Annotated in this window: 20 protein-coding genes, 1 tRNA gene and 1 riboswitch; of the genes, 12 read left to right on the forward strand and 9 right to left on the reverse strand. The window is 41.2% G+C overall.

Annotated elements, in window-relative coordinates:
* Window positions 1–724: 724 nt before the first annotated feature.
* The 3 genes from GKO22_RS06030 to GKO22_RS06040 form a co-directional block, all read right to left on the reverse strand.
* Entirely contained in the window at window positions 725–1510 is a 786-nt protein-coding gene (locus GKO22_RS06030) for a hypothetical protein (RefSeq protein WP_206367831.1), read from the reverse strand.
* A gap of 577 nt (window positions 1511–2087) precedes the next feature.
* Window positions 2088–2174: transfer RNA gene (locus GKO22_RS06035), tRNA-Ser, on the reverse strand.
* Window positions 2175–2266: 92 nt separating this feature from the next.
* On the reverse strand, window positions 2267–4399 hold the full coding sequence (locus GKO22_RS06040) for an HD family phosphohydrolase (protein ID WP_166333228.1): 2133 nt from the start codon (window positions 4397–4399) through the stop codon (window positions 2267–2269).
* A gap of 114 nt (window positions 4400–4513) precedes the next feature.
* Window positions 4514–4612: riboswitch (TPP riboswitch) on the forward strand.
* Window positions 4613–4675: 63 nt separating this feature from the next.
* On the opposite strand from GKO22_RS06040, the gene thiS reads away from it, so the two are divergent.
* The 7 genes from thiS to GKO22_RS06075 are packed head-to-tail and all read left to right on the forward strand — an operon-like array spanning window position 4676 to window position 10581.
* Window positions 4676–4882, forward strand: coding sequence for a sulfur carrier protein ThiS (thiS, locus tag GKO22_RS06045; protein WP_166333230.1), 207 nt, complete (start codon window positions 4676–4678; stop codon window positions 4880–4882).
* Window positions 4883–4915: 33 nt separating this feature from the next.
* Entirely contained in the window at window positions 4916–6730 is a 1815-nt protein-coding gene (gene thiC / locus GKO22_RS06050) for a phosphomethylpyrimidine synthase ThiC (protein ID WP_166333232.1), read from the forward strand.
* Window positions 6727–7332, forward strand: a complete 606-nt coding sequence (locus GKO22_RS06055) for a thiamine phosphate synthase (RefSeq protein WP_166333234.1) — start codon at window positions 6727–6729, stop codon at window positions 7330–7332. Before thiC ends, GKO22_RS06055 begins: the two co-directional genes overlap by 4 nt.
* Window positions 7329–7961: a thiamine phosphate synthase gene (locus GKO22_RS06060; RefSeq protein ID WP_166333236.1), complete on the forward strand. Its 633-nt coding sequence runs from the start codon at window positions 7329–7331 to the stop codon at window positions 7959–7961. The genes GKO22_RS06055 and GKO22_RS06060 overlap by 4 nt, the downstream gene beginning before the upstream one ends.
* Window positions 7958–8728, forward strand: coding sequence for a thiazole synthase (locus GKO22_RS06065; protein WP_166333237.1), 771 nt, complete (start codon window positions 7958–7960; stop codon window positions 8726–8728). Before GKO22_RS06060 ends, GKO22_RS06065 begins: the two co-directional genes overlap by 4 nt.
* Window positions 8729–8736: 8 nt before the next feature.
* Entirely contained in the window at window positions 8737–9864 is a 1128-nt protein-coding gene (gene thiH / locus GKO22_RS06070; RefSeq protein WP_166333239.1) for a 2-iminoacetate synthase ThiH, read from the forward strand.
* A 3-nt stretch (window positions 9865–9867) separates the two neighbouring features.
* The gene (locus GKO22_RS06075; protein ID WP_166333241.1) at window positions 9868–10581 is read left to right on the forward strand and encodes a HesA/MoeB/ThiF family protein; all 714 of its coding nucleotides are present in this window, start codon (window positions 9868–9870) and stop codon (window positions 10579–10581) included.
* A 70-nt stretch (window positions 10582–10651) separates the two neighbouring features.
* Here the strand turns inward: GKO22_RS06075 and GKO22_RS06080 are convergent, their stop codons facing one another.
* Together GKO22_RS06080 and GKO22_RS06085 are read right to left on the reverse strand one after the other, a co-directional pair.
* Entirely contained in the window at window positions 10652–12145 is a 1494-nt protein-coding gene (locus tag GKO22_RS06080) for an acyl-CoA dehydrogenase (protein WP_166333242.1), read from the reverse strand.
* A gap of 179 nt (window positions 12146–12324) precedes the next feature.
* The gene (locus GKO22_RS06085; RefSeq protein ID WP_166333244.1) at window positions 12325–12981 is read right to left on the reverse strand and encodes a response regulator; all 657 of its coding nucleotides are present in this window, start codon (window positions 12979–12981) and stop codon (window positions 12325–12327) included.
* 278 nt (window positions 12982–13259) lie between these two features.
* On the opposite strand from GKO22_RS06085, the gene GKO22_RS06090 reads away from it, so the two are divergent.
* Window positions 13260–15419 (forward strand): GAF domain-containing sensor histidine kinase, encoded by a 2160-nt coding sequence (locus GKO22_RS06090; RefSeq protein ID WP_166333246.1) that lies wholly within the window; start codon window positions 13260–13262, stop codon window positions 15417–15419.
* 55 nt (window positions 15420–15474) lie between these two features.
* On the opposite strand, the gene GKO22_RS06095 is transcribed toward GKO22_RS06090, so the two are convergent.
* Together GKO22_RS06095 and GKO22_RS06100 are read right to left on the reverse strand one after the other, a co-directional pair.
* Window positions 15475–15669 (reverse strand): hypothetical protein, encoded by a 195-nt coding sequence (locus GKO22_RS06095; protein WP_166333248.1) that lies wholly within the window; start codon window positions 15667–15669, stop codon window positions 15475–15477.
* A gap of 161 nt (window positions 15670–15830) precedes the next feature.
* Entirely contained in the window at window positions 15831–16388 is a 558-nt protein-coding gene (locus GKO22_RS06100) for a hypothetical protein (protein ID WP_166333249.1), read from the reverse strand.
* Window positions 16389–16612: 224 nt separating this feature from the next.
* Here GKO22_RS06100 and GKO22_RS06105 point away from each other — a divergent pair, with 224 nt between their 5' ends.
* The 4 genes from GKO22_RS06105 to GKO22_RS06120 all read left to right on the forward strand — a co-directional run bounded on the left by GKO22_RS06105 (window position 16613) and on the right by GKO22_RS06120 (window position 20600).
* The gene (locus GKO22_RS06105; protein ID WP_166333251.1) at window positions 16613–17047 is read left to right on the forward strand and encodes a hypothetical protein; all 435 of its coding nucleotides are present in this window, start codon (window positions 16613–16615) and stop codon (window positions 17045–17047) included.
* Window positions 17048–17094: 47 nt separating this feature from the next.
* Window positions 17095–18216 carry a baeRF3 domain-containing protein gene (locus GKO22_RS06110; protein ID WP_166333253.1) on the forward strand — a complete coding sequence of 374 codons (1122 nt, stop codon included), beginning with the start codon at window positions 17095–17097 and terminating at the stop codon, window positions 18214–18216.
* A 695-nt stretch (window positions 18217–18911) separates the two neighbouring features.
* Complete coding sequence (locus tag GKO22_RS06115; RefSeq protein ID WP_240920163.1) at window positions 18912–20156, forward strand: BamA/TamA family outer membrane protein; 1245 nt, start codon at window positions 18912–18914, stop codon at window positions 20154–20156.
* Window positions 20157–20201: 45 nt separating this feature from the next.
* Window positions 20202–20600, forward strand: a complete 399-nt coding sequence (locus GKO22_RS06120) for a DoxX family protein (RefSeq protein ID WP_166333255.1) — start codon at window positions 20202–20204, stop codon at window positions 20598–20600.
* A 105-nt stretch (window positions 20601–20705) separates the two neighbouring features.
* Here GKO22_RS06120 and gap read toward each other — a convergent pair whose 3' ends face one another.
* A complete protein-coding gene (gene gap, locus GKO22_RS06125; RefSeq protein ID WP_166333256.1) occupies window positions 20706–21701 on the reverse strand; it encodes a type I glyceraldehyde-3-phosphate dehydrogenase in 996 nt (331 codons plus the stop codon).
* Between the two features lie 76 nt (window positions 21702–21777).
* Complete coding sequence (locus GKO22_RS06130) at window positions 21778–22626, reverse strand: hypothetical protein (RefSeq protein WP_166333258.1); 849 nt, start codon at window positions 22624–22626, stop codon at window positions 21778–21780.
* Window positions 22627–22651 lie beyond the last annotated feature (25 nt).

The following is a 22651-nucleotide window of genomic DNA, read 5'->3' on the forward strand; positions in this document are numbered from 1 at the left end:
GCTATTAAGATACGCCAAACAAATAAAAATGCCAATAGTATTTTCGTACTACTGGCATTTTTATACATTCCGTTTGTCATACTTAAAACTATGGCAACTCGTTACGTCATAAAAACTCCTTTGTCTTTTCAATACTCAGTACACTCGTATTAAAAATCCAAACGTTTTAGAGTTCGGCTCGCCTGCAGATCGCTTAGGCTTCGATGTTGTCACTATTTTTGATTGACAGCCATTCCTCGCATTTCAAAAATATCTCCAACAGTCTTCGTATACTCACGTATATATCGCTGAATCGTGTTTGCACACTCCTTTTCAGCGACCATCGCTCAACTCGCAGTCGGCGAGCAATAATTGGTTAATGCAAATAAATAATCATAATCTAAATACTAAGTAAGGATGCATTTAAACCATTCCATTAATTAAATAAAAATAAATAAATCGCTGTCGGTTTGAGGTCGTTGTATCATTGCATTATAATAATGAACATTAATAGCAAACATATTGATCAATCTACTCAGATTTCTGCGCTACAAAGCGAGGTGTCTGAATTGAAGGATATGTTAACTATGATGCAGCAGATTATTGTTACCCAGAATAAGCAGATTAGAGACATACATAAGCTATTATTTAATAGCCAAACGAAGTCTAATATCAAGACAAAACAAGATAAAATCAACGCTGTAAAAGCAAGGATTTTGATGAAGGGCTAAAAAAAATTGACTTTCTAAATGATATAACCTATAAAGCTTGATAAGATTGCTCCAACTATCAGTGATACCAATACAAATAGCCAATGGTCTTTGATCGACTCATATACAGCCTGCGGCCCTATACCATTTCTATCTGCGAAACTAGATTTATTTTTAAGTCTATTTTCAGCAATTAACACTAATATGTTCTCGAAGACGCTTACTTTGCTTAAAGTTGATTGGTGAAGCTTGACGAACTCCTTTTCTTCGAATGCTCTTGCTTCATCCTCGCCATCAAGCCAGTTTTTAGGTAAAATATCATTTTGTTTTAGAAGGGATGGAAGGCGAGGATGATCAGCATAGTTCTTACCGTAAAGATCAATAAGTATTCTCGCTAGATCAAACTTAACATTGTCTGGTAACTCAAATGGCCTTCTAATGCCCAGTACTATTGCCCTATGTTTAAGTGCTTCAAAGCCATAACTAATATCTCTCATATTCCAATGTATCCATGAAAATGTCCTATGAGCTTCCATGAAACTGAAAAACTCATCAAGCATCTCCTTTTCTAAGGAATCATAATTTAAATCAATTTCCTCTAAGGAGAAACCTCTTACTTCTGCAATTTTATGAATAGAAAAAGATTTAGTTTGCGCTGAACTTAGATATCTCACCGCGATTGATGTCACCCTAGGAGTTCGACCATCTACGATGTTATAAAAACTTTCGCAAGAATAATGAATCATTAAAACGTGTGATCCTGAACGGTAGAAATCGCTAATGATCTTTTTCGCCTTTCGTTTTTTATCTATTCTCTTCAATCCAATGTTTTTTACGTGTATACGTAGTTTCTAAAATACTAGCGCAATTATACGCCAGTTTATCTCCGTCTGTGTCTTGCCTACAATTTTTAAAGTAATGATATTGCAAATATAGTAATCAACTACTTAACTCCAGAGCAACGAAGCAAACTTAATCAACTACCTAACAACAACATGCAACGTCAAATACAATAATTTTGTCTGCCAAAATCTGTATATTCACAATAAAAAATGAAAAAGAGAAAAGTGCCTTTAAACAAAAAGAGCAGCTTCAAAAAGCTGCTCTTAATTTCGCGGAGAGGGCGGGATTGGTTCAGCCCCACAATCCCCAAACACAACCCTGAACCTTCTACGGATCGAACCCTGCGGGTACTCATCCCGAACTCCTTAAAAAACACAAAGCCCATCTTTGCAGATGGGCTTTTGTTGCTTTTCGCGGAGAGGGCGGGATTGGTTCAGCCCTACAATCCCCAAACACAACCCTGAACCTTCTACGGATCGAACCCTGCGGGTACTCATCCCGAACTCCTTAAAAACACAAAGCCCATCTTTGCAGATGGGCTCTTGTTGTTTTTCGCGGAGAGGGCGGGATTCGAACCCGCGGTACCGTTTCCAGTACGACAGTTTAGCAAACTGTTCCTTTCGGCCACTCAGGCACCTCTCCGTTATTGACAGTGCAAACATAACGCAAAATTTTCATTCTGCAAAGCAATTTTTCACTTGCAGATGCAATGGTTTGACAGTCAAAAAGTTTTTTTAATCTTCCGCCGGTTTCTTCTTCAACAAATCGTAATCAATACGCACATGATGAATACTTTTTAGCATGGATTTGAAGATCGCGGCCACCTGCGAAATCTCTTTCATCGTGATATTCGCGTTCATAAATTGCTTTTGCATCAACTTGTGATCTACAATTTTGTCGACCAAATTGTTAATCGATTGCTCCGTGTATTCTTTCATAGCACGCGATGCGGCTTCCACCGAATCGGCAATCATCAACACCGCTGATTCTTTCGAAAAAGGTATAGGTCCCGGATAGCGGAACAGCTCTTCGTCTACTAACTTATCAGGATTATTCTTCACCGACAAGTTGTAGAAATAATCCACCTTCGTGGTACCGTGGTGCGTGCGGATAAAATCAACGACCACCTCTGGCAATTGATTTTTACGAGCAATCTCCACTCCTTTCAGCACGTGCGAGATAATGATTTGCGCACTTTGTTCCGGCGTAAGCTCTTCATGCGGATTATTACCCGTCTTTTGATTCTCAATAAAATATAGAGGATTCGACATCTTACCGATATCGTGGTAAAGCGCACCAGCACGAATCAGCAATGGATTCCCTCCTATTCGATACACCGCAGCTTCCGCGAGGTTAGCCACTTGCAGCGAGTGCTGGAATGTCCCCGGCGCTCTGATCGACAATTCGCGAAGCAATTTGGAATTACTATTCGTCAATTCCATCAAGGTCAGATCAGAGACAATACCAAAAAGCTTTTCAAACGCATAGATTAGTGGATACGCCAATAAGGTAAGTCCGACGCTGATGACAAATGGCAAAATATCATTCCAATAAATGCTATCGAAAGTACCATTCCGTGTGAGTACCAAACCAGTGTAGGAGATGATATAAGAAGCTAAAATCAGCAAACTCGAGAGCAAAAATTGCTCGCGCTTTACCATCGTACGAATACTGTAGATCGCCACAATACCCGTCATCAACTGTAGGAACACGAAATCGAAACTATTCGGCACGAATAAGGCCGCCATCAATACCATCAACAAATGAATATTGAGGGCTACGCGCGTATCGAATAGAATTCGAAAGATAATAGGCACAATACAATACGGGATGTAGTACAAGCTCGGAATCTTGATATTGATCGCCCAACTCAGCACACCTAACATTGTAATGATGACCGCAAAAATAATCATCAACAAGCGGTTATTATTGTAAATATCCAATCGGAAAAAGAACAAAAACATCATCAGCAAAACCATGATGAGCAATACCATCAGGAAATTGCCAAACAGCACCAGCCCCTGCTTTCCGCCCATCTGTGCTTCATTATCATAAACGCGGCGTAAGGATTCGAGCTTTTGCAGGATCTCATTGTTAATAACTTTCCCCTGTTCCACAATCAGCTCATCGCGTTGTACGATACCGCGCGTGGTCGAAATATTCGCTAAAGCTGTTTGCTCTGCTTTTTCGGTCTGCCCTTCATTAAACACTAAATTCACCGCGACGTAATTTTTCAACAAATCAGAAAGCCATTTTTTCTGTTGTACAAAACGATTGCGATCTACGGTGCGTTCAATATACGTGTAAGCACTTTCTATGGTAAAGCTATTCGCTGTATTACGCTGCTGCGCCACATTATCCTGCACCAATATAAAATTATACTCCGCTTCCGATCCCGTTGCCGAAGTACTGCCTTTTAATTGATATCGGCTATTGAGCGAGATTACGCCGCGATCGTACACATATTCTAAAATAGCTGCTCCTACCCCACGATAACGCTCAATATCCTGCGAAGGCAGGGTATCCAATTGCGCGGCTTGCCATTTCTCACCCAAATCAATATTGAATTGATCAAGCTGTTCTTTGCTCACCACTTCGCTCACATTATAGATCGGATGCACCGTCTTCAGAATCTGTTGGCGATCACGATCCAGTTCCTCTTGCGTTTTGAGGATGGCAAAGTCATGCGGCGAAACCAGATTTTCATGATTCCAAGGTTTTCCTTTTTGGTAATCATAGCGAAAACGGGGTTGCTTCGGCATAAACAAGCACACCAAAAAAATGGTGACTACGACCATGATATATTTCAATATGGGCGAATTATATTGAAGCTTCTCTTTGTTATAGTTGATTTTTAGTTTTGCCACGTGCTGTCTCGTTCTAATGCGTAGTAACCTCAGGTTTTGTGAATTATCCCGTAAGGCCTTCTCACAAAAATAGGAAAAGAATCGTGGTCTTTCATTTTATTGTCGTAGATTAGCCAAGTACTTTAGGGGTGTCTGCGTAGTTTGCAGGCTGAGATTTTACCCTTTGAACCTGATCTGGATCATACCAGCGTAGGGAAAAGTGAATCGTCATCTTCGGTGCCTTCGCACTACAGCTGTCATTCCCTAAAGTGTATATATGTACATAAATGAATAGGAATGACACTCAACATCAATCAACAAACACGTTTTTTTGAAGATCCACCACAGAATGTGGCCGCATTGGTCGCACTCGAAATGCAAGGCAAAACAAAAGGTATTGCGGTAGCGATCAATCAACAAGTGATTCCCAAAGATCGCTGGGCCGACATACCTTTGCGCGAGCAAGATCAAATCCTCATCATCTCCGCCACGCAAGGAGGTTAAATTCCCTTTTCATATCCAGAAAAAACCAACACTATGATAAAGCACAGCATTTCCAATTCCCCTTTCCCCAATTCCAAGAAGGTATACATGAAAGGTTCGCTATTCCCGATCGAGGTAGCCATGCGTGAGATTACGCTCAGCCCAACGAAGATGAGCAACGGTCGAATCGAGCACAATCCGCCTGTCACCATTTACGACACCTCTGGACCATACACCGATGAAAATGCCACCATAGATATCCGTAAAGGAATTCCGCGCTTGCGCGAATCCTGGATCATGAATCGGAATGATGTGGAGATGCTCGACGAGATCAGTTCGGATTACGGCAAAACAAGATTGGCCGATACCAAGCTGGATGATCTTCGCTTCGAATATAGCCACCGACCGCTGGCCGCAAAACCGGGCCATAATGTATCGCAGTTATATTATGCGAAGCAAGGCATCATCACGCCCGAAATGGAATACGTAGCCATTCGCGAAAATCAACGCATCGAACAATTGGAGGGCGCGACTAGTCGAATGGATCACCAGCATGCCGGCAATAGCTTTGGCGCTAATACACCACAGCAACGCATTACACCGGAATTTGTACGCAATGAAATTGCGTGCGGACGCGCCATCATCCCCAATAATATCAATCATCCGGAAAGTGAACCAATGATTATTGGTCGGAATTTTCTGGTAAAAATCAATGCCAACATTGGCAATAGCGCCGTCACCTCGAGTATCGAAGAAGAAGTAGAAAAGGCCGTGTGGGCATGCCGATGGGGAGCAGATACGATCATGGACCTTTCGACCGGAAAGAACATCCATGAAACACGGGAATGGATTATTCGCAATTCGCCCGTGCCCATTGGCACCGTGCCGATTTATCAAGCCTTAGAAAAGGTAAATGGCGTGGCCGAAGATTTGACTTGGGAAATCTTTCGGGATACCTTGATTGAGCAAGCCGAACAAGGTGTTTCTTATTTCACCATTCATGCTGGTGTACTTTTAAGATACATTCATCTTACGGCACATCGCCTGACTGGAATTGTATCCCGAGGTGGTTCGATCATGGCCAAATGGTGTTTGTTTCACCATCAGGAAAACTTCTTATACACGCATTTTGAAGACATCTGTGAAATCATGAAACGCTACGACGTCGCTTTTTCACTGGGCGATGGATTGCGCCCCGGCGCCATTGCTGATGCAAATGATGCCGCGCAGTTTGCTGAACTAGAAACCTTAGGTGAATTGACTAAAGTGGCGTGGAAACACGATGTGCAAGTAATGATCGAAGGTCCGGGCCACGTGCCCATGCACTTGATCAAGGAAAATATGGAAAAGCAATTGGCCGAATGTGATGAAGCGCCATTCTACACGCTTGGACCACTTACCACGGATATTGCGCCTGGATATGATCACATTACGTCTGCGATTGGTGCAGCGATGATTGGTTGGTACGGCTGCGCCATGCTGTGCTACGTCACACCAAAAGAACATTTGGGCTTGCCCAATAAAAAGGATGTGAAAGATGGCGTGATTACCTACAAGCTCGCAGCGCATGCGGCAGATTTGGCCAAAGGCCATCCCGGAGCGCAATACCGGGATAATGCCTTGAGTAAAGCGCGTTTCGAATTCCGTTGGGAAGATCAATTCAACCTTTCGCTGGATCCAGACACGGCGCGCGAATTTCATGACGAAACCTTACCTGCTGATGGCGCGAAGGTGGCGCATTTCTGTTCGATGTGCGGGCCAAAATTCTGCTCCATGAAGATCACGCAGGAGATCAGAGATAGCGCCGAACAAGGCATGTTCGAGAAGTCACAAGAATTCATCGATCAAGGAAAACAGTTGTACTTATGATCATCCTACTCACACCAGAATACGACGCCGATCAGGAATTAAACACAGTTATCCAATTATTGGATGCTGGGCTTGATCGATTGCATATTCGTAAATATGAGTATACGGAAAAAGAAACTGCAGATTACATCCGTAGCATACCAGCGCATCATCACGCAAAATTGGTCTTGCACGCGCACTATGAGCTTGCTGAAGAATTCGAAATCAAGCACATTCATTATAGCGAAAGAGATCGACTGGAATTGCAACACATGCCTGCATGGCAAGGTGTGCAATTTTCGACTTCGGTGCATGATATAGATACGTTCAACCAACTGGAAGAATACTGGGATTATGCTTTTTTGAGTCCATTCTACCCCAGCATATCAAAACCTGGCTATGGTACGATCTCGACGATACATGAACAATTGGCAGCAAGGAGAAATCTCGTTGTCAAACTTATCGCTTTAGGTGGCATAGATGCAACTAACCTAGTCCAAACGTTATCGGCTAAAGCTGATGGCGTCGCTTTGCTCGGCGTCATCTGGGAAAGCAAGAATCCGATAAAAGCATTTCAAGATTGTCGCGATGCCCTTGCCAATACAAACAACATAAAAAAATGATAACAGCATCAACCTACCCCAAAATACAATACATCTCGCAAGGAGATACCTTAGCAGCACAATTGCAGCATATTCGGCTAGCGCTTGATGCGGGTGCCGATTGGATTCAGATTCGCTGGAAGCAACCCAAAGATGTCGCTTTCCGTAAGTTTTGCACTGCCGTAAAAAATCACTGCACGTCTTACCAAGCGATTTGCTTACTCAACGATCACGTGGATACCGCGCGCGCTACAGATGTAGATGGCGTACATCTTGGACTTACCGATATGCCCGTGGCCGACGCGCGTGCACTGCTTGGCGCAGATAAAATAATTGGCGGAACGGCCAATACCGTTGCCGATATATTACAACGAATGGAGGAGCGTTGCGACTACATTGGCTTAGGTCCGTGGCGCTTTACCAGCACCAAACAGAAGCTTAGTCCGATTTTGGGACTGGAAGGTTTCACGCAGATCATGGAATACTTGCAACAGTTAGCCAAAGATGTCCCACCGATTTACGCGATTGGCGGCATTCAATTGGAAGACATTCCGACTTTACACAATTTGGGCATACACGGCGTAGCCGTCTCAACCCTCATTACCGAACAACCTCAACAGATCACATCCATTAAATCCATATTACAATGAACGATTTAAAGATTGCAGATAGACATTTTAATTCCCGTTTATTTTTAGGAACGGGCAAATTTGGCGATTTACAACGCATGCGCGAAGGCATGATAGCCGCCTCGACCGAATTGGTGACGATGGCGCTAAAGCGTGTGGATCACGAATCAGAATCCGATCAACTATTACATGCCTTGGACATTCCGCAGCTGCATCTCTTGCCCAATACATCGGGCGCAAGAAATGCGAAAGAAGCGGTGTTGGCCGCGATGCTGGCGCGAGAAGCACTCGAGACGAATTGGGTGAAACTGGAAATACATCCCGATCCGCGCTATCTCCTGCCCGATCCGATTGAAACTTTGGCAGCCACAGAAGAATTGGCCAAAGCGGGATTTGTAGTGATGCCATACATTCACGCCGATCCGGTTTTATGCAAGCGGTTGGAAGAAGTCGGCACCGCGGTGGTCATGCCTTTGGGAGCGCCGATTGGCACAAACAAGGGATTGCGTACGATTGATTTTCTAGAAATCATCATCGAGCAAAGTCAAGTTCCAGTCGTGGTAGATGCCGGAATCGGCAGTCCGTCGGATGCCGCCAAGGCGATGGAGATCGGTGCAGATGCTGTTTTAGTCAATACAGCCATTGCGGCAGCACAAGACCCGGTACGCATGGCCGAAGCATTTAAAGAAGCGGTAATCGCAGGCCGCAAAGCATACGAAGCGGGTTTGGGCGCACAAAGCACGCGCAGCGTCGCTTCCAGTCCGCTCACTTCCTTTCTCACTGATTAAAAAGCTTTATGTCCACATTCAAAGAAACATTCGCTTCCTACGATTGGAATAATATCCAAGAAAAGATCTACGCCAGCACGACGGAAGATGTGAAACGGGTCTTGCAAAAAGATCGGCATAAGTTAGAAGATTTTCTCGTTTTGCTTTCGCCTGCGGCAGAAGCTTCGCTAGAGCAGATGGCGCACATAGCACAATCCATTACACAGCGCCGATTTGGTAAAACGATACAATTGTACGCGCCACTTTATCTGAGCAACGAATGTCAGAATATCTGTACCTACTGTGGCTTTAGCATGGACAATAAGCTCAAGCGGAAGACGCTCTCGGATGGGGAACTCATGATGGAAGCCATGGCACTCAAAGCGATGGGATTACAGCACGTATTGCTGGTGAGTGGCGAAGCCAATAAAATAGTTGGTGTGGAGTATTTCCAAAATGCTATTCGATTGTTGAAACCGCATTTTTCGCAAATATCCATCGAAGTGCAACCGTTGGAACAAGATGAGTATGAACTGATGCAAAGAGCGGGTGTGCACACGGTGCTGGTCTATCAGGAAACGTACCATCAAGAGGTGTACAAAGCGTATCACCCTAAAGGGAAGAAATCGAACTTCGAATATCGATTGGACACGCCCGATCGCATTGGTAAAGCCGGAATACATAAAATAGGTTTGGGCGTCTTATTGGGTTTGGAAGATTGGCGCACGGATAGTTTTTTCAATGCATTGCACATCAATTATCTACAAAAACAATATTGGCGCACAAAATACAGTGTTTCCTTCCCACGGCTTCGACCGGCTGAAGGGATTATCGAGCCTAACTTTGTGATGGAAGATCGGCATTTGTTGCAATTGATCTGTGCGTATCGCATCTGGAATCCCGATTTGGAGATATCGATTTCTACGCGCGAAAGCGCACATTTCCGGAATCATATTATTCCGCTCGGCGTGACGACGATGAGTGCCGCTTCCAAAACAAATCCAGGTGGTTATGTCGTAGATCCACAGTCACTGGAGCAATTTGAGATCAGTGATGAGCGCAGTATGGAAACGATCATTGATCTGATCAGAAGCTCGGGATACGATCCAATTATGAAGGATTGGGATGGCGCATATAATGGACTTCTTAATTTGTAAGATATGACAGAAAAATCAACCGCATTCTCACGATACAGCCGCCAAATATTTATAGAAGAAATTGGCGTTGCAGGTCAGCGAAAAATCATGCAAAGCAAAATTTTGGTGATTGGTGCTGGCGGATTAGGCAGTCCGGTTATTCAATACCTCGCCGCTGCCGGAGTGGGCACCTTGGGCATTGTAGATTTTGATGTGCTCGAAGAGCATAATCTCAACCGGCAAATCATACATCGCTCCAGTGATATTGGTGGTCGTAAAATAGATAGTGCAGCGCGATTTGTAGAAGCGCTTAATCCATTGATCCAAGTCGTCATACACGATGTCAAACTAGAACAGCGTAATGCAACAGATTTGATCCAAGATTATGATCTCATTATTGACGGATCGGATAACTTTACCACGCGCTATCTCGTAAACGATGTCTGTGTAGCAGGGCAAAAAGCCTTGGTATACGGCAGTATTTTCGGTTTTGAAGGGCAGGTAGCGGTGTTCAATCATGCGGGAAGCAAAAACTTGCGGGATCTATTTCCTGAACCGCCTACAGCGGATGATATTCCAGATTGTGATAGCCATGGCGTTCTAGGTGCATTGCCCGGCATAATCGGTAGCATGATGGCCATGCAAGCTCTTAAGATTATTACTGGATTGCCTGTTGATAGCAATCAGTTAACGATTGTGGATACAAAGCATTGGAATTTCACCAAGATCAACTTCTAAACACATGACCAAGAGAAAAGCCTGTTGAACATATGTCCAACAGGCTTTTCTTATGATTAACTTAGCTTGTTTAAATAAACGAAGCCCAGTCTGATTTCTCTTGGTATTCTACAATCGGAGCAGCATCGTTGAAGTCAACGAAGTCCGACAATAACGCTTTCACATCCATTTCTATATGTTTAGCGGCTTGCTCGAATAGATCTGTACGGAATCCTTTAGAAACCATATGATCTACATACTGCAAACATACCAAACGGGCAATCGATTTACCTAATACCACCAATTGACGTTGCACCAAATTGGTTGCGGATAGGGAAATATCAAAGTGCTTTTTGAATCTGTCTAGCACACGTTTAGTTTGCTCGAAGCCAGCCAAGAAAGTGCCAATATGTGTTTCTTTAGCTTTCTTCATCTGCTTCACCACGATCTCCGCGATCTGTGTGTACAACATTTCATTCGATCCTTCAAAAATCTGGAACGGACGGCTATCTACAATACCACGACCTGCGATATGATTCAATTTATAGCCACTAGAACCCGATAATTGAACGGCGATCTGCGCAGATTCTTGCATCAAATCTGTAACTAATGCCTTCATCGCGTTGGCTTGTAAACCTTCGGTCGCTAAATCAAATTCTATTCCGCTTACGCTAGAACTCCAAGCGCACATACCCGAACATAAGGTATAAGCCGTCTGAATGCGAGATAATTGATATTGCACAGAGTCTATATGATATAAAGATTGCGCTCCGACCTTGCGCTGTAAACAGTGCGCCAAGGAATCATCCAACATACGCTGAATAAAGCCCATGCCCATGCCAGGAAATTGCATACGACTACGGTGCAAGATATCCAACATCATCTTGATGCCGGTACTATATTGCTGTAGCTTATGCGTATGCGGAACGTTTAAGTCAATTTTATTTAGGCCATAAGGGATCATATATAATCCTAAGTTGTTGAAATACTCTTCAACTGGAATATGTTGCTCCGCTTTGCTATTATCAGTCACGAAAAACTCTACATCGCGAGCAAGATCACCATCTTGGTTTTTCTTACGAGCGGCTACGATCCAAAAGTCGGCCATACCGGTTAGACCTTGCCAATGCTTTTGTCCTTCCAATTTAAAACCAGCTTCCGACTCTACATAGCTTGTGCGCATATTCAATGCATCACTACCAAAATCAGGTTCTGTGATCATTAAACCACCCATAGCACCATCTTTTAAAAAGCGATCAAATATACCCTGCTGAATATCAGCGTGACCATATTTTGCCAAAGGTTCTAGGAACAAAGCGATATTGATACCGAAGGTCAATGACAACGACAACGACTCATAAGAAGCGGCAGAAAGGATTCCTAAACATTCACGTACATTGGCGCCACGTCCACCAAATTGATCAGGTATAGCTACCGAAAGTGGATTTTGCTCCATAATTCCACGCCACACTTCATCCGGCAAACCTCTTTCTAGGCTAAGTTCGTTAATATCATTTTCCTTATGAAAAATCTCATGGAGACGTTTCTGAAATCTCTCTATAAATACCCCGTATTGTTCTTTCATCCTTTTATTTACGTACTTTAAGTATCAGTGTTAGTCTCGCTTTGTGATATGACGGTTCAAACTCCTATTATTTATGATGCACAAATATAATCGTTTGCGTACGATAAAGAGAATGACGGAGATCATTCGAAAAAATAATTACCGTTTTATTTTGATATTTTCCTACTTATTAAGATTTTCTAACTAATCAGTTTGTTCTTTACCGCTATTTTTATGAGCGCAGCAGAATTTTTTACCCCCATTTTGTCAATCAGGTTTTGTCTATGGCCTTCTACGGTCCGCTTGCTGATGAAAAGTTTATCGGCGATTTCCATATTAGTATAGCCTTCACCAATAAGCTGTAGAATTTCACTTTCACGCTCACTAATATCCACTTGAATCCTAGCTTCTGCTTGGCTCTCTTCAATCTGCGTGGCCGATCGGATCTTATCCAACAGATTCATCGTCAACTCTGCACAGATATACGTTCCGCCTTTAGATACTTGTTGGATTGCGAACGATAATTCGTCGTATGCAGAATTCTTCACTAAATAACCATCTACGCCAAGATCAAATGCCTCGATAACATAGGGTATGTCGGCCAGCATGGATAGAATAATGATCTTTACAGAAGGATGCTCTTTTTTAAGACGGTGCACCAGTTCCATACCACCTATTCCCTCCATCGTCAAATCTGTAATTACTAGATTTACTTCCCCACCGTTATCCACCAGCCGCATCACTTCTTCGCCACTATTTGCTTCACCGACAACCTCCAAACCTTCTTGTGAATCTAAAAGAAGTTTGATCCCATTTCTAACGACAAGATGATCTTCGGCAAGAATTATTTTAATCATATGATGTTTTTCTAAAGTCTGTATGTTCCGCTTGCGGACTTTCGGGCTCACGTACAATTGCATCCAACAATTGACTGCCTTACATTAAACAGTGGTATGATTTTTTTGTTTGTAGCTCAATCTCTACAATTTATTTTCTCAAACATGCATTACATCCTATGGATAGACGACTAATTATTAAAAAATAACATCCGTTGTAACATCATTATTATTAAAAATCAATTGATTGCATGAATATAAAATTTTCTTTATATTAGGATACTCTATAGATAGGATCCATGTTAGAACTAACACAAGACCGTAAAAAACTTATCCAATCTTATGGTACCCTTTTTTGTACTGATGCATTCGACCACATTGTAGGTATCAGTGGCGCGATTGAAGAAATCACTAATCGCCCCGCTACAGATTATCTTGGCCGAGATATTCGTGATTTTCTAGCTAATCATTTTAATTCCCAATCGAAGAAAATCCTAGATACCGTACGAGAAATCAAATATCAGGAGATCGCTAATAAAGTACTGGAATTGCGTGATGGAGAAGAAGTATACATATTGCACCTTTCGCAAGTAAACAATCATATCCACTGGGAGTGGGAGCTAAACACGATTAGCAAGTCAGCAATCTTCCATATGCATGATATTGCCCATGTCTTAGAATCTAGCCAAAAATCACTTTGGCACAAGCTATCTGAAAACATTCTACAAATCGTCGGATTTGACCGCGTGTACGTGTGTCAGATCCATGAAAACAACTCTAGTGAGGTTATTGCAGAGCATGTGGAAGATCCTTCTAAATCTTTATTAAACTGTCGGTTCTCTGCCGACTTTTTCCAACAGGAAGATTTGGACAATTACTTAGCTACCAGCTACCGATATGTCCCCGATCTATTTGCCCCTTTAGTTTCCTTTCACGAATTAGAAGAAGAGCAGGTAAGTGTAAAAACATCTCACCTGTATACGTTGCCCGTACTCCATGCGGATTTTGCAAGGAGTTTAGGGGCAAAAAGCATCATTGCATTTCCACTGATTGCCAATGGTCGACTTTGGGGCATCTTGATGGCACACAGTTTTACAAAGCGTACCATTGACTTGACCAAACGTCAACTTTGTCAACTACTTTGTATATACGCAGCCAAAAAACAGGAATCTAACATAAAAAACAATTTACTTGAATTTCAAGAGGACATTCATGATGCTTTATTGAAGCTTCGCACAGACCTGATGGCCGAATCGGATATATTCACCACCCTTGTCAATCACTTAGGAAAGATACAGCAAATTGTACAGGCAGGAGGGATTGCTATTTGCGTAGCAGATCAAGTACATGTATCTGGCGTAGCGCCTTCCAAACAGCAAATTTACCAGATCGAGCATCTAATCCGATCTATAAAGGACAAGCCGCTTTTCATGGACAGCAACTTCAGGCTTCGTTATGCGGACATGATTGAGGGCGATTTAAATTTTGCTGGGATCATGGCGCTGCGATTGGGCAAAGAGTCTGAGATAAAAATCATGTGGTTCAGGCAGGAAGAAATTGATTTAGTATACCAGACAACTCCACTACGACAATATCTTTATATGGAGGAGCATGGCGTGGAAGATACCATCTATACGCATGAAACTTGGCAGCGCATGGTGTTGGATACTGCGAAATCTTGGGATACGAACGATCTCTATTTCGCTCAACACCTACGAAATCTACTGCATGATACTATGCTCGCTAAATCGGAGGAAAAGGATCGCATCAATCAAAAATTGATATCCTTAAACAATGAACTAGAAATGCTCACATTTACGCTCTCGCACGATCTTAAAAATCCACTTTCTGTCGTCAAATTGAGTTCGCAGATGCTCACCAGAAAACTAACAAATAACGACCACAAGCGATGGATTGATATGCTACTAGGTGGTGTGGACGATATTGAAAATATGTTGAATAGTATGCTGTCGGTTGGCAAAAATAAAGTGTATTTATTTGAAAATGCCGATATACCGATGACACAGATGATCGAAAAGATCGTTTCTCATAGCACATTGGTTCACAACTGCTTTCACACAGAGATTACTTATGGTGATTTATTACCAATTTGGGGAGAACGAAACCTGTTGCACCAAGTATTTCAAAACATTATAGGAAATGCGATCAAATACAGCAAAAACCAGCCAACGCCCAAATTGCATATAAACAGTTATACCCTAGAATCAAAAACAGTCTATGAAATTCAGGATAACGGTATTGGCATACCAAAAAGTGAATTAGAAAATATTTTTCACGTTTTCAAGCGTTCTTCTAACGTGGGAAAGATTGCTGGAACAGGCGTTGGATTAGCATTGGTAAGAAGAATATTGGATCGTCTGCAAGCAACTATTCAATTGCATAGTTCGGAGGGTATCGGAACAAAAGTAATATTAAGCTTTAATACAAAACTACCCTAGTCGTATTCTCGGGTAGTTTTTGTATTTTACAACGTATTTATGTAACCAAATTTTGTTACCAATTCGATTCAGTAGGATGAAAAAACAGCAAATAAATAACAATTAAAAGCACTACGGCAATCCCCATAACCCACTTAATCATCTGACCCGCAGGTTTATCATCCGCTTCTTCGTTTACTACATTAGGCACTTTTTTTTCTCCTTTGTAAGGTCTTTCATCCCCAGTGTTTAAATCTTCAGTATTTTCCATTATAGTTACCTCCTTCAGTTATTAGTGAATAGATCGATGTATATTATTTATTCGGCTTCATGGTGATTTTAATAAATAATACAACATTACAACCCCCATAACACCAATTGGTTTCTTAATCCATCTAAATAGGTATTTACCGCAAAATCATTTTAAATTACTCACAGCGTTAACTGTGCAGTTTCTATTTCCATAGTTTCTGGGGATTTTCTAGTATATCTTGATTCTTTCAATTGTTGTAATACCCCCTGCTGCTTGTACAACTCAGGTAAGGATTTGAACGCATAGTACATAATATCTTCCCAATCTTGACGCTGCAATATCAATTCATGCAACGCGATAGACCGCAATAGGTTATCCGTACTCAATTCTATAAATGCTGTTTCAAATTGAGCACTATCTTTAAGTAATTGACCTTCTACATGTCGCCATATTACATCATAATCTTCTGCCCCTATAGCAATCGACCTACCGTCACACAGATAGATAAACTCTTCCTGCGTAGTGGCATAATAATTTTTGAGATTTTCGCATGCAGACTGAACGTCTGCAGTAGGATTTGCAGACATAGCGATTTGATAGAGCGCTAACCCTTCAGTCCGCAGCAAGAATAGTTCATTCACGACAAACATCTCATTTTCGTTTTCTCGAACGGAGGCAGGCTGGCAAGAACTCGCCAACAGTATAGTACTGACGATGATATGGACGACGTTTTTCATAGTACTTGAACTAGCCGCAATTCTTATACCGTGAGATTGCATGGCTATGAAACCGCGTACTATATCAGCAAAAGCAGGTATTTACCCGTACACTATGACAGTTTTAAATCCATAACAATAGGTAACCAAGTCTCTTGAAAATGAATAGGTGAAAATACTTGTAATACTATTTTTTATAAACAACCTCTAATTCCTGACGTTGTAACTATATCAAATACATCACTATGCAATATACAAATGAAGAATGTGTTGAATTTTTACAACGCATCATTGCTGCCAACAAAAACCGTATAGAGCACTATACCTATATGAGTCAGTACCTAGATACGGATCGCGACACTGATCTTCTTTTGCTATTTGAAAAGTATATACAACAATCCCAGCAATTTAAAGCACAACTGACGCCGATGATCTATCGCGAAGGTGATACTGAGCAAACTGGTGATCATAAAATACTAAATGCTTCTACTAATACGCTATCCCAACCCAGTCGCAGCAACATTGTAGAAGCATGCAAACAATTGGAGATAGAAGTAAAACAGGTATACAACGACATACACTTGTTTAACGCTATCATGGAAGACCAGATCAAGGAATTAATCATAAGCCAGTCGGAGCTTCTGAAAAGTAATAGCGACGATACAACCTCATCGGTTTGAGGTAATTGGTAAAAGAATAATACACATTAATATTAAAACAGTAAACTATGCAGACAATCGATTTAGAATTATTGAAAGACCTGACAAGTGTTCAAGATGAACCATGTATATCGCTTTATATGACGACGCACAAAGTCCATCCTGCTAGTGCATCTGATTCGATATCATTTAAAAATCTGTATAAAAAGACACTTCTTTACATCCAAGAAAATCAGCTATCGAAACACGAAGCTTTGCTGAAGCCACTCGAGAAGATGATTGATGACAAAAGCTTTTGGGACAATGGTACACCGGGTTTGGCCATATTTGTCTCGAAGGATGATGTAAGAATCATACGTCTTCCTGAAGAGGTTCAAGAAATCTCGTGTGTTGCTAATGCATTCTGCATCAAACCTCTTTTTAAGATGTATAATGAAAATCAAAACTATTACCTGCTCGCATTAGGATTGGACAGCGTGAAACTATTTACTGGAGATAGACATCATATCGAAGAACTCGATATTCAAGGTAAAATACCAGTAAGTATGAAGGAAGCACTTGGCGACGAGTTGACAGACAATCATTTTCATGCCTCTGTAGTGGAAGGTGCCGGTCTGCACGGATATATGGAAAAAAGTCAAGAAGAGGACATCGATATGGATCGTTTTTTTCGAAAAATTGACAAAGGTATTTTAGAGCATTTTCCCATCCCATCAAAAATTCCATTACTACTAGCGGCATTGCCTGAACATCACAAAGATTTTGAACGGATAAGTAAAAATGCCAATCTTGGACCAGTGCATATCGCGATTAATCCGCATTCGTTAAATCGTACCGAATTGCTTAAGAAAGTACAAGAGGTCATGGATGAGACGCTGGTAAATCGCAAAACAGAATTGCTGGACAAGCAACAGCTAGCCGCACAAGAAAACTTAAGCAGCACAGAACTTACCGATATAGTTCGAGATGCTATTGATGGCAAAATAGAGGTACTGTGCATCCAAAATGGAAAAGGCATTAAAGGAGCGATCGATCTAGCACAGCGTGGCATTGATGAAAGCGCAGACTCTAGCACAGATGTGATTAACGAGCTAGTACGTACCGTGTTTAACTACGGTGGTGATGTGGTTGTACTGGAGGAAGAGGATATGCCAACTAACGATGGCGTCTTTACGATTAATCGTTATTAATCATTTTCAAAAAATAGTTCTTTAAAAAAATCCGCAGAGCGCATGTGAAATGCACGTTGCGGATTTTTTTGTTGCTACAAGACAATTCATTATTCGATTAAGACAATTTCGTTTTAGTTATAGCGCATTAGATAATACTTTGCAGAATAGTCGTACATTTGTGGCATCATAATTTAGGTTTATAATTGGTTAGTAAAGGTTTTCATTCTCCCCGTTTGAAAACCTTTTTTTATTTAGCAAAATAACCATCTAAACACTAAAATAGCCACGGAATTATCATGAAAAAAACTACAGATTGATGTAAAAAAAATTTAAACTCATTTATTAACAATAAAATAACATAAATAACACTCTAAAAAGACATAAAAATCAATAATAAACACCGATTCAACATAAAAAAAAGACATAATAGACATTAAATAGCTATTCTAATAAGTCAAATCAACATCAAAACACTTTTTTATTGAATTTTATTATAAAAAATCAATAAAAACTTGAAAAAATCAAAAATATGATTACATTTGTGTCATCATCATAACAAAAATTTAGGTTTATAATTGGTTAGCAAAGGTTTTCATCCTCCCCGTTTGAAAACCTTTCTTTTTTTTACCTAATTATATTACGAGAACAACTTGTGAATTTTATTATTATTATTTTTTGGCCGATTGTTTGTTAATTGTTGTTGTAATTCAAAAATGAATAGTCCGATCAAGCATAATTTCCAAGTATTCTTCTTCATGATCTTCTGCGGGTTGTGCAATAAAAGCTATGCACAGCACCCTGTACACGAGATTGAGGTTACTAAACACGTTGCGGACACCGCCAAACAACGCGATTTGATAGATATTGGAAAGAAAATACTAAAACTCGAAACGGCAAATACCATTGATAGTACAGGCAAAAAAGTATATTTTTCCTTCTTGCCTTTCTCTCAGAATGTCCCTGGTGGAGGCCAAGCCCTTATTACGACCACCACAGCTGGGTTTTACTTAGGTGATCGCAAAACTACAAATATGTCGCGCATGACCTTCACGCCATACACCAATTTCGGACGACGCTTTGGCTTGCCCATTCGCTCGTATGTGTGGCTAAAAGATAATACATGGGTAATTGATGGCGACGTGAGATTATTAAAATATCCGATCGAAACTTGGGGAGTAGGTCGCGAGTACCGAAATGACGATCATATCATGATGGACTACATTTACCTACGCGTTTATCAACATGCATTGAAACGCATTTGTGATGGATTATTTCTGGGTGGTGGCTATAATCTAGATTATTGGATGAACATCCGCAGCGAAGAAAATATGCCCTTAAGCGATTTCACTAGTTATCCTTACGGCACAGGCGAATCCGATTATATCGTATCATCTGGTTTTAGCGTGAATATGATTTACGACACCCGTGGCAACTCCATCAATCCGTGGGCTGGTAATTACGCCAATGTTCGTGTACGCACAAACCCTACATTTATGGGGAGCGACCAAAGCTGGAGTTCTCTTTTTGTGGAAACTCGCCGATACCATCGTTTTACGCGTGATCAGAATAAGCAAAACATGCTAGCTATTCGTAATTTTTTGTGGACAGTATTTAACTCACGAGCTCCCTTTCTGGATCTTCCGACATTGGGTGGGGATACGTATAATAGTTCTGGCCGCGGCTTTCCACTCAATAGGTTTAGAGGCAAGTCGCTGTATTATGCTGAGGCAGAATACCGTAGAGATCTCACTAGTAATGGTCTTTTCGGATTTGTTGCATTTATTAATGCCAATACGGTGAGCGGGCCAGAAAGCTCCTTTTTTCGCACGTGGAATATCGGCACAGGCGCAGGAGCTCGCATCAAATTTAATAAAAATGCGGGCACTAATATCGCTATTGATTATGGCGTAAGTCGCGATTTTCGCGGGTTACATCTTTCATTAGGAGAAGTGTTCTAAAACCATGCTTCTATCTTCCTGTTGATAACTCGAAGGAATAGATATATGATCAGGAAACAACGTACGATTAATATTGCTATTTGGATTGCACAAGCTACTTTAGCAAGCACATTATTATTTTCAGGATACATCAAGCTTAGTCAGCCCTTAATCGATGTAGCAAGTATCTGGCAATGGACAGCTCAGTACCCAAAGATGGTTCGTCTACTTGCTATCGCTAAAATCTTATTGGGCATAGGTATCGTGATTCCCGAGTTACTACGCACCGCGATGCGAATAACAGTATGGGCAGCTTACGCCTGTATTATGTGGACAGTATGTAACATGTATATTTTAATAATATGGGATGATTGGCCTAGTGTGGGCACTAATTTAACATACCTGGCTCTTGCAACATTCATCGCTTGGGGTCGGCAAAATCCTAACTTTACAACACCAAAGTAATCACCAGGAGAGTTCTAAAAAATTCACTTTCAATCATTAAATAAATAAAGGGTAGTAACTTTCGCTACTACCCTTTATACTTATTCTATTGATTCGCGAACGCGATTACAATTTACCAAGCTCTTGCGCTAGGTCAATGATTTTGTTAGAATAACCCCACTCGTTGTCGTACCAAGATACCACTTTCACAAAGTTATCATTCAAAGATATACCCGCTTTTGCATCAAAAATAGAGGTACGAGCATCACCCAAGAAGTCAGTAGAAACTACTTCATCTTCAGTATAACCCAAGATACCTTTCAAATCACCTTCAGAAGCTTCTTTCATGGCAGTTTTGATATCTTCGTATGAAGCACCTTTCTCCAAGCGAACAGTTAAATCTACTACAGATACGTCAGCGGTAGGAACACGGAATGACATACCAGTCAGTTTACCTTTCAATTCTGGTAATACCAAACCTACTGCTTTTGCAGCTCCTGTAGAAGAAGGAATGATGTTTTGGTAAGCACCACGTCCACCTCTCCAGTCTTTTGCAGACGGGCCATCTACTGTTTTTTGAGTGGCTGTAACTGCGTGTACAGTAGTCATCAATCCTTCAGCAATACCAAACTTGTCGTTTAATACTTTTGCTACTGGAGCCAAACAATTAGTAGTACAAGAAGCATTAGATACGATCGTGTGCTCAGCAGTCAATGATTTGTGATTTACACCCATGACGAATGTAGGAGTATCATCTTTCGCTGGTGCAGACATTACTACTTTTTTAGCACCTGCATCAATATGCTTTTGCGCGGTTTCTTGAGTCAAGAACAAACCAGTGGATTCAATAATGATTTCTGCACCTACTTCGTTCCATTTCAAGTTTGCAGGATCACGCTCTGCAGTTACACGGATAGTTTTACCGTTTACGACAAGATTTCCATCTTGCACTTCTACTGTACCATCAAACTGGCCGTGAGTAGAATCGTATTTCAACATGTATGCCATGTAATCTGGCTCTACTAAGTCGTTGATACCAACTACTTCAATATCTTCACGTTTTACAGCAGCTCTGAAAGCCAATCGGCCAATGCGACCGAATCCGTTAATTCCAATTTTCATATCTATTATAATTTGTTATTACTATTTATGTGTGTTACAAATGGATCTTGTTATACCTTAGTAAAACGTATTGAGATCAATTTTTTGTTGTATAATACTTTATTAAGTTTTGTACTGGCTCATGAATAATTGTACCGACCGGCAAGTGATATTCGGTCGCTAACTCAATCAGCCACGGCGCATATTTACTGGCTACAGACCCCGTAAAGTTTACGACAGAATCCGGATAGGCCTCTGACAGCGGCACAAGGTAAGTTTTAATATACGTTTCCAATCCGCGCTTTATAATAGCAGACATATAAGGCTCGTCTTTGTTTTCTAAAATAAAATCCGAAAAGGAATTTAGAAAAATATTCGGGTTCGGCAGATTATAGATTTTATCCATAATCGTTTTCCGATCCAGCGGATGACTTTGCAAGAATTTCTCTCGAAAACCTTGCGGCATCAGCTCACTTAGAAAATCGCGAAGCAATTGTCGAGCCATCCAGTTGGAAGAACCCTCATCTGCCATAATGTATCCCAGACCGTAGTTGTTATTGATGATTTTCTTCCCAGTATAATAAGCTGCATTAGAGCCGCTACCTATAATGCCAACGATGCCTTTTTCGTTACCAAATGTAGCAATGGCAGATGCTAAGATATCGTGATGAACCTTGACCTTCGCGTTCTTAAAGAACTCGTGAAATACACGATCTACCTTTTCCTGCCGATCACTGGAGGATGCTCCAGCACCAAAAAAATAGATTCTACGAATTTTTTCGGCATTATTGATTAAATGAGTATTGCGATTGAAGATCTGGTAAATAGCACGCTCATCTTGCACATAGGGATTGATTCCAGTGGTTTTAAAACCATACAGTACCCTACCCTTCTCGGCTATTCGCCAGTCTGCAAATTTGGAACCACTGTATACTACTACAATCATATATGACGATCTATCTATCGGTTTT

Source organism: Sphingobacterium chungjuense (assembly GCF_011316935.1).
GTDB classification, from domain to species: Bacteria; Bacteroidota; Bacteroidia; order Sphingobacteriales; family Sphingobacteriaceae; genus Sphingobacterium; species Sphingobacterium chungjuense.

Bases quoted from the DNA above. Each gene is read 5' to 3' on its own strand.
- gap (WP_166333256.1), bottom strand. From the start codon at position 21,701: ATGAAAATTGGAATTAACGGATTCGGTCGCATTGGCCGATTGGCTTTC.
- GKO22_RS06115 (WP_240920163.1), top strand. From the start codon at position 18,912: ATGAATAGTCCGATCAAGCATAATTTCCAAGTATTCTTCTTCATGATC.
- thiC (WP_166333232.1), top strand. From the start codon at position 4,916: ATGATAAAGCACAGCATTTCCAATTCCCCTTTCCCCAATTCCAAGAAG.
- GKO22_RS06080 (WP_166333242.1), bottom strand. From the start codon at position 12,145: ATGAAAGAACAATACGGGGTATTTATAGAGAGATTTCAGAAACGTCTC.
- GKO22_RS06065 (WP_166333237.1), top strand. From the start codon at position 7,958: ATGAACGATTTAAAGATTGCAGATAGACATTTTAATTCCCGTTTATTT.
- GKO22_RS06075 (WP_166333241.1), top strand. From the start codon at position 9,868: ATGACAGAAAAATCAACCGCATTCTCACGATACAGCCGCCAAATATTT.
- GKO22_RS06110 (WP_166333253.1), top strand. From the start codon at position 17,095: ATGCAGACAATCGATTTAGAATTATTGAAAGACCTGACAAGTGTTCAA.
- thiH (WP_166333239.1), top strand. From the start codon at position 8,737: ATGTCCACATTCAAAGAAACATTCGCTTCCTACGATTGGAATAATATC.
- GKO22_RS06105 (WP_166333251.1), top strand. From the start codon at position 16,613: ATGCAATATACAAATGAAGAATGTGTTGAATTTTTACAACGCATCATT.
- GKO22_RS06055 (WP_166333234.1), top strand. From the start codon at position 6,727: ATGATCATCCTACTCACACCAGAATACGACGCCGATCAGGAATTAAAC.
- GKO22_RS06130 (WP_166333258.1), bottom strand. From the start codon at position 22,626: ATGATTGTAGTAGTATACAGTGGTTCCAAATTTGCAGACTGGCGAATA.
- thiS (WP_166333230.1), top strand. From the start codon at position 4,676: ATGACACTCAACATCAATCAACAAACACGTTTTTTTGAAGATCCACCA.
- GKO22_RS06090 (WP_166333246.1), top strand. From the start codon at position 13,260: ATGTTAGAACTAACACAAGACCGTAAAAAACTTATCCAATCTTATGGT.
- GKO22_RS06120 (WP_166333255.1), top strand. From the start codon at position 20,202: ATGATCAGGAAACAACGTACGATTAATATTGCTATTTGGATTGCACAA.
- GKO22_RS06100 (WP_166333249.1), bottom strand. From the start codon at position 16,388: ATGAAAAACGTCGTCCATATCATCGTCAGTACTATACTGTTGGCGAGT.
- GKO22_RS06060 (WP_166333236.1), top strand. From the start codon at position 7,329: ATGATAACAGCATCAACCTACCCCAAAATACAATACATCTCGCAAGGA.
- GKO22_RS06085 (WP_166333244.1), bottom strand. From the start codon at position 12,981: ATGATTAAAATAATTCTTGCCGAAGATCATCTTGTCGTTAGAAATGGG.
- GKO22_RS06095 (WP_166333248.1), bottom strand. From the start codon at position 15,669: ATGGAAAATACTGAAGATTTAAACACTGGGGATGAAAGACCTTACAAA.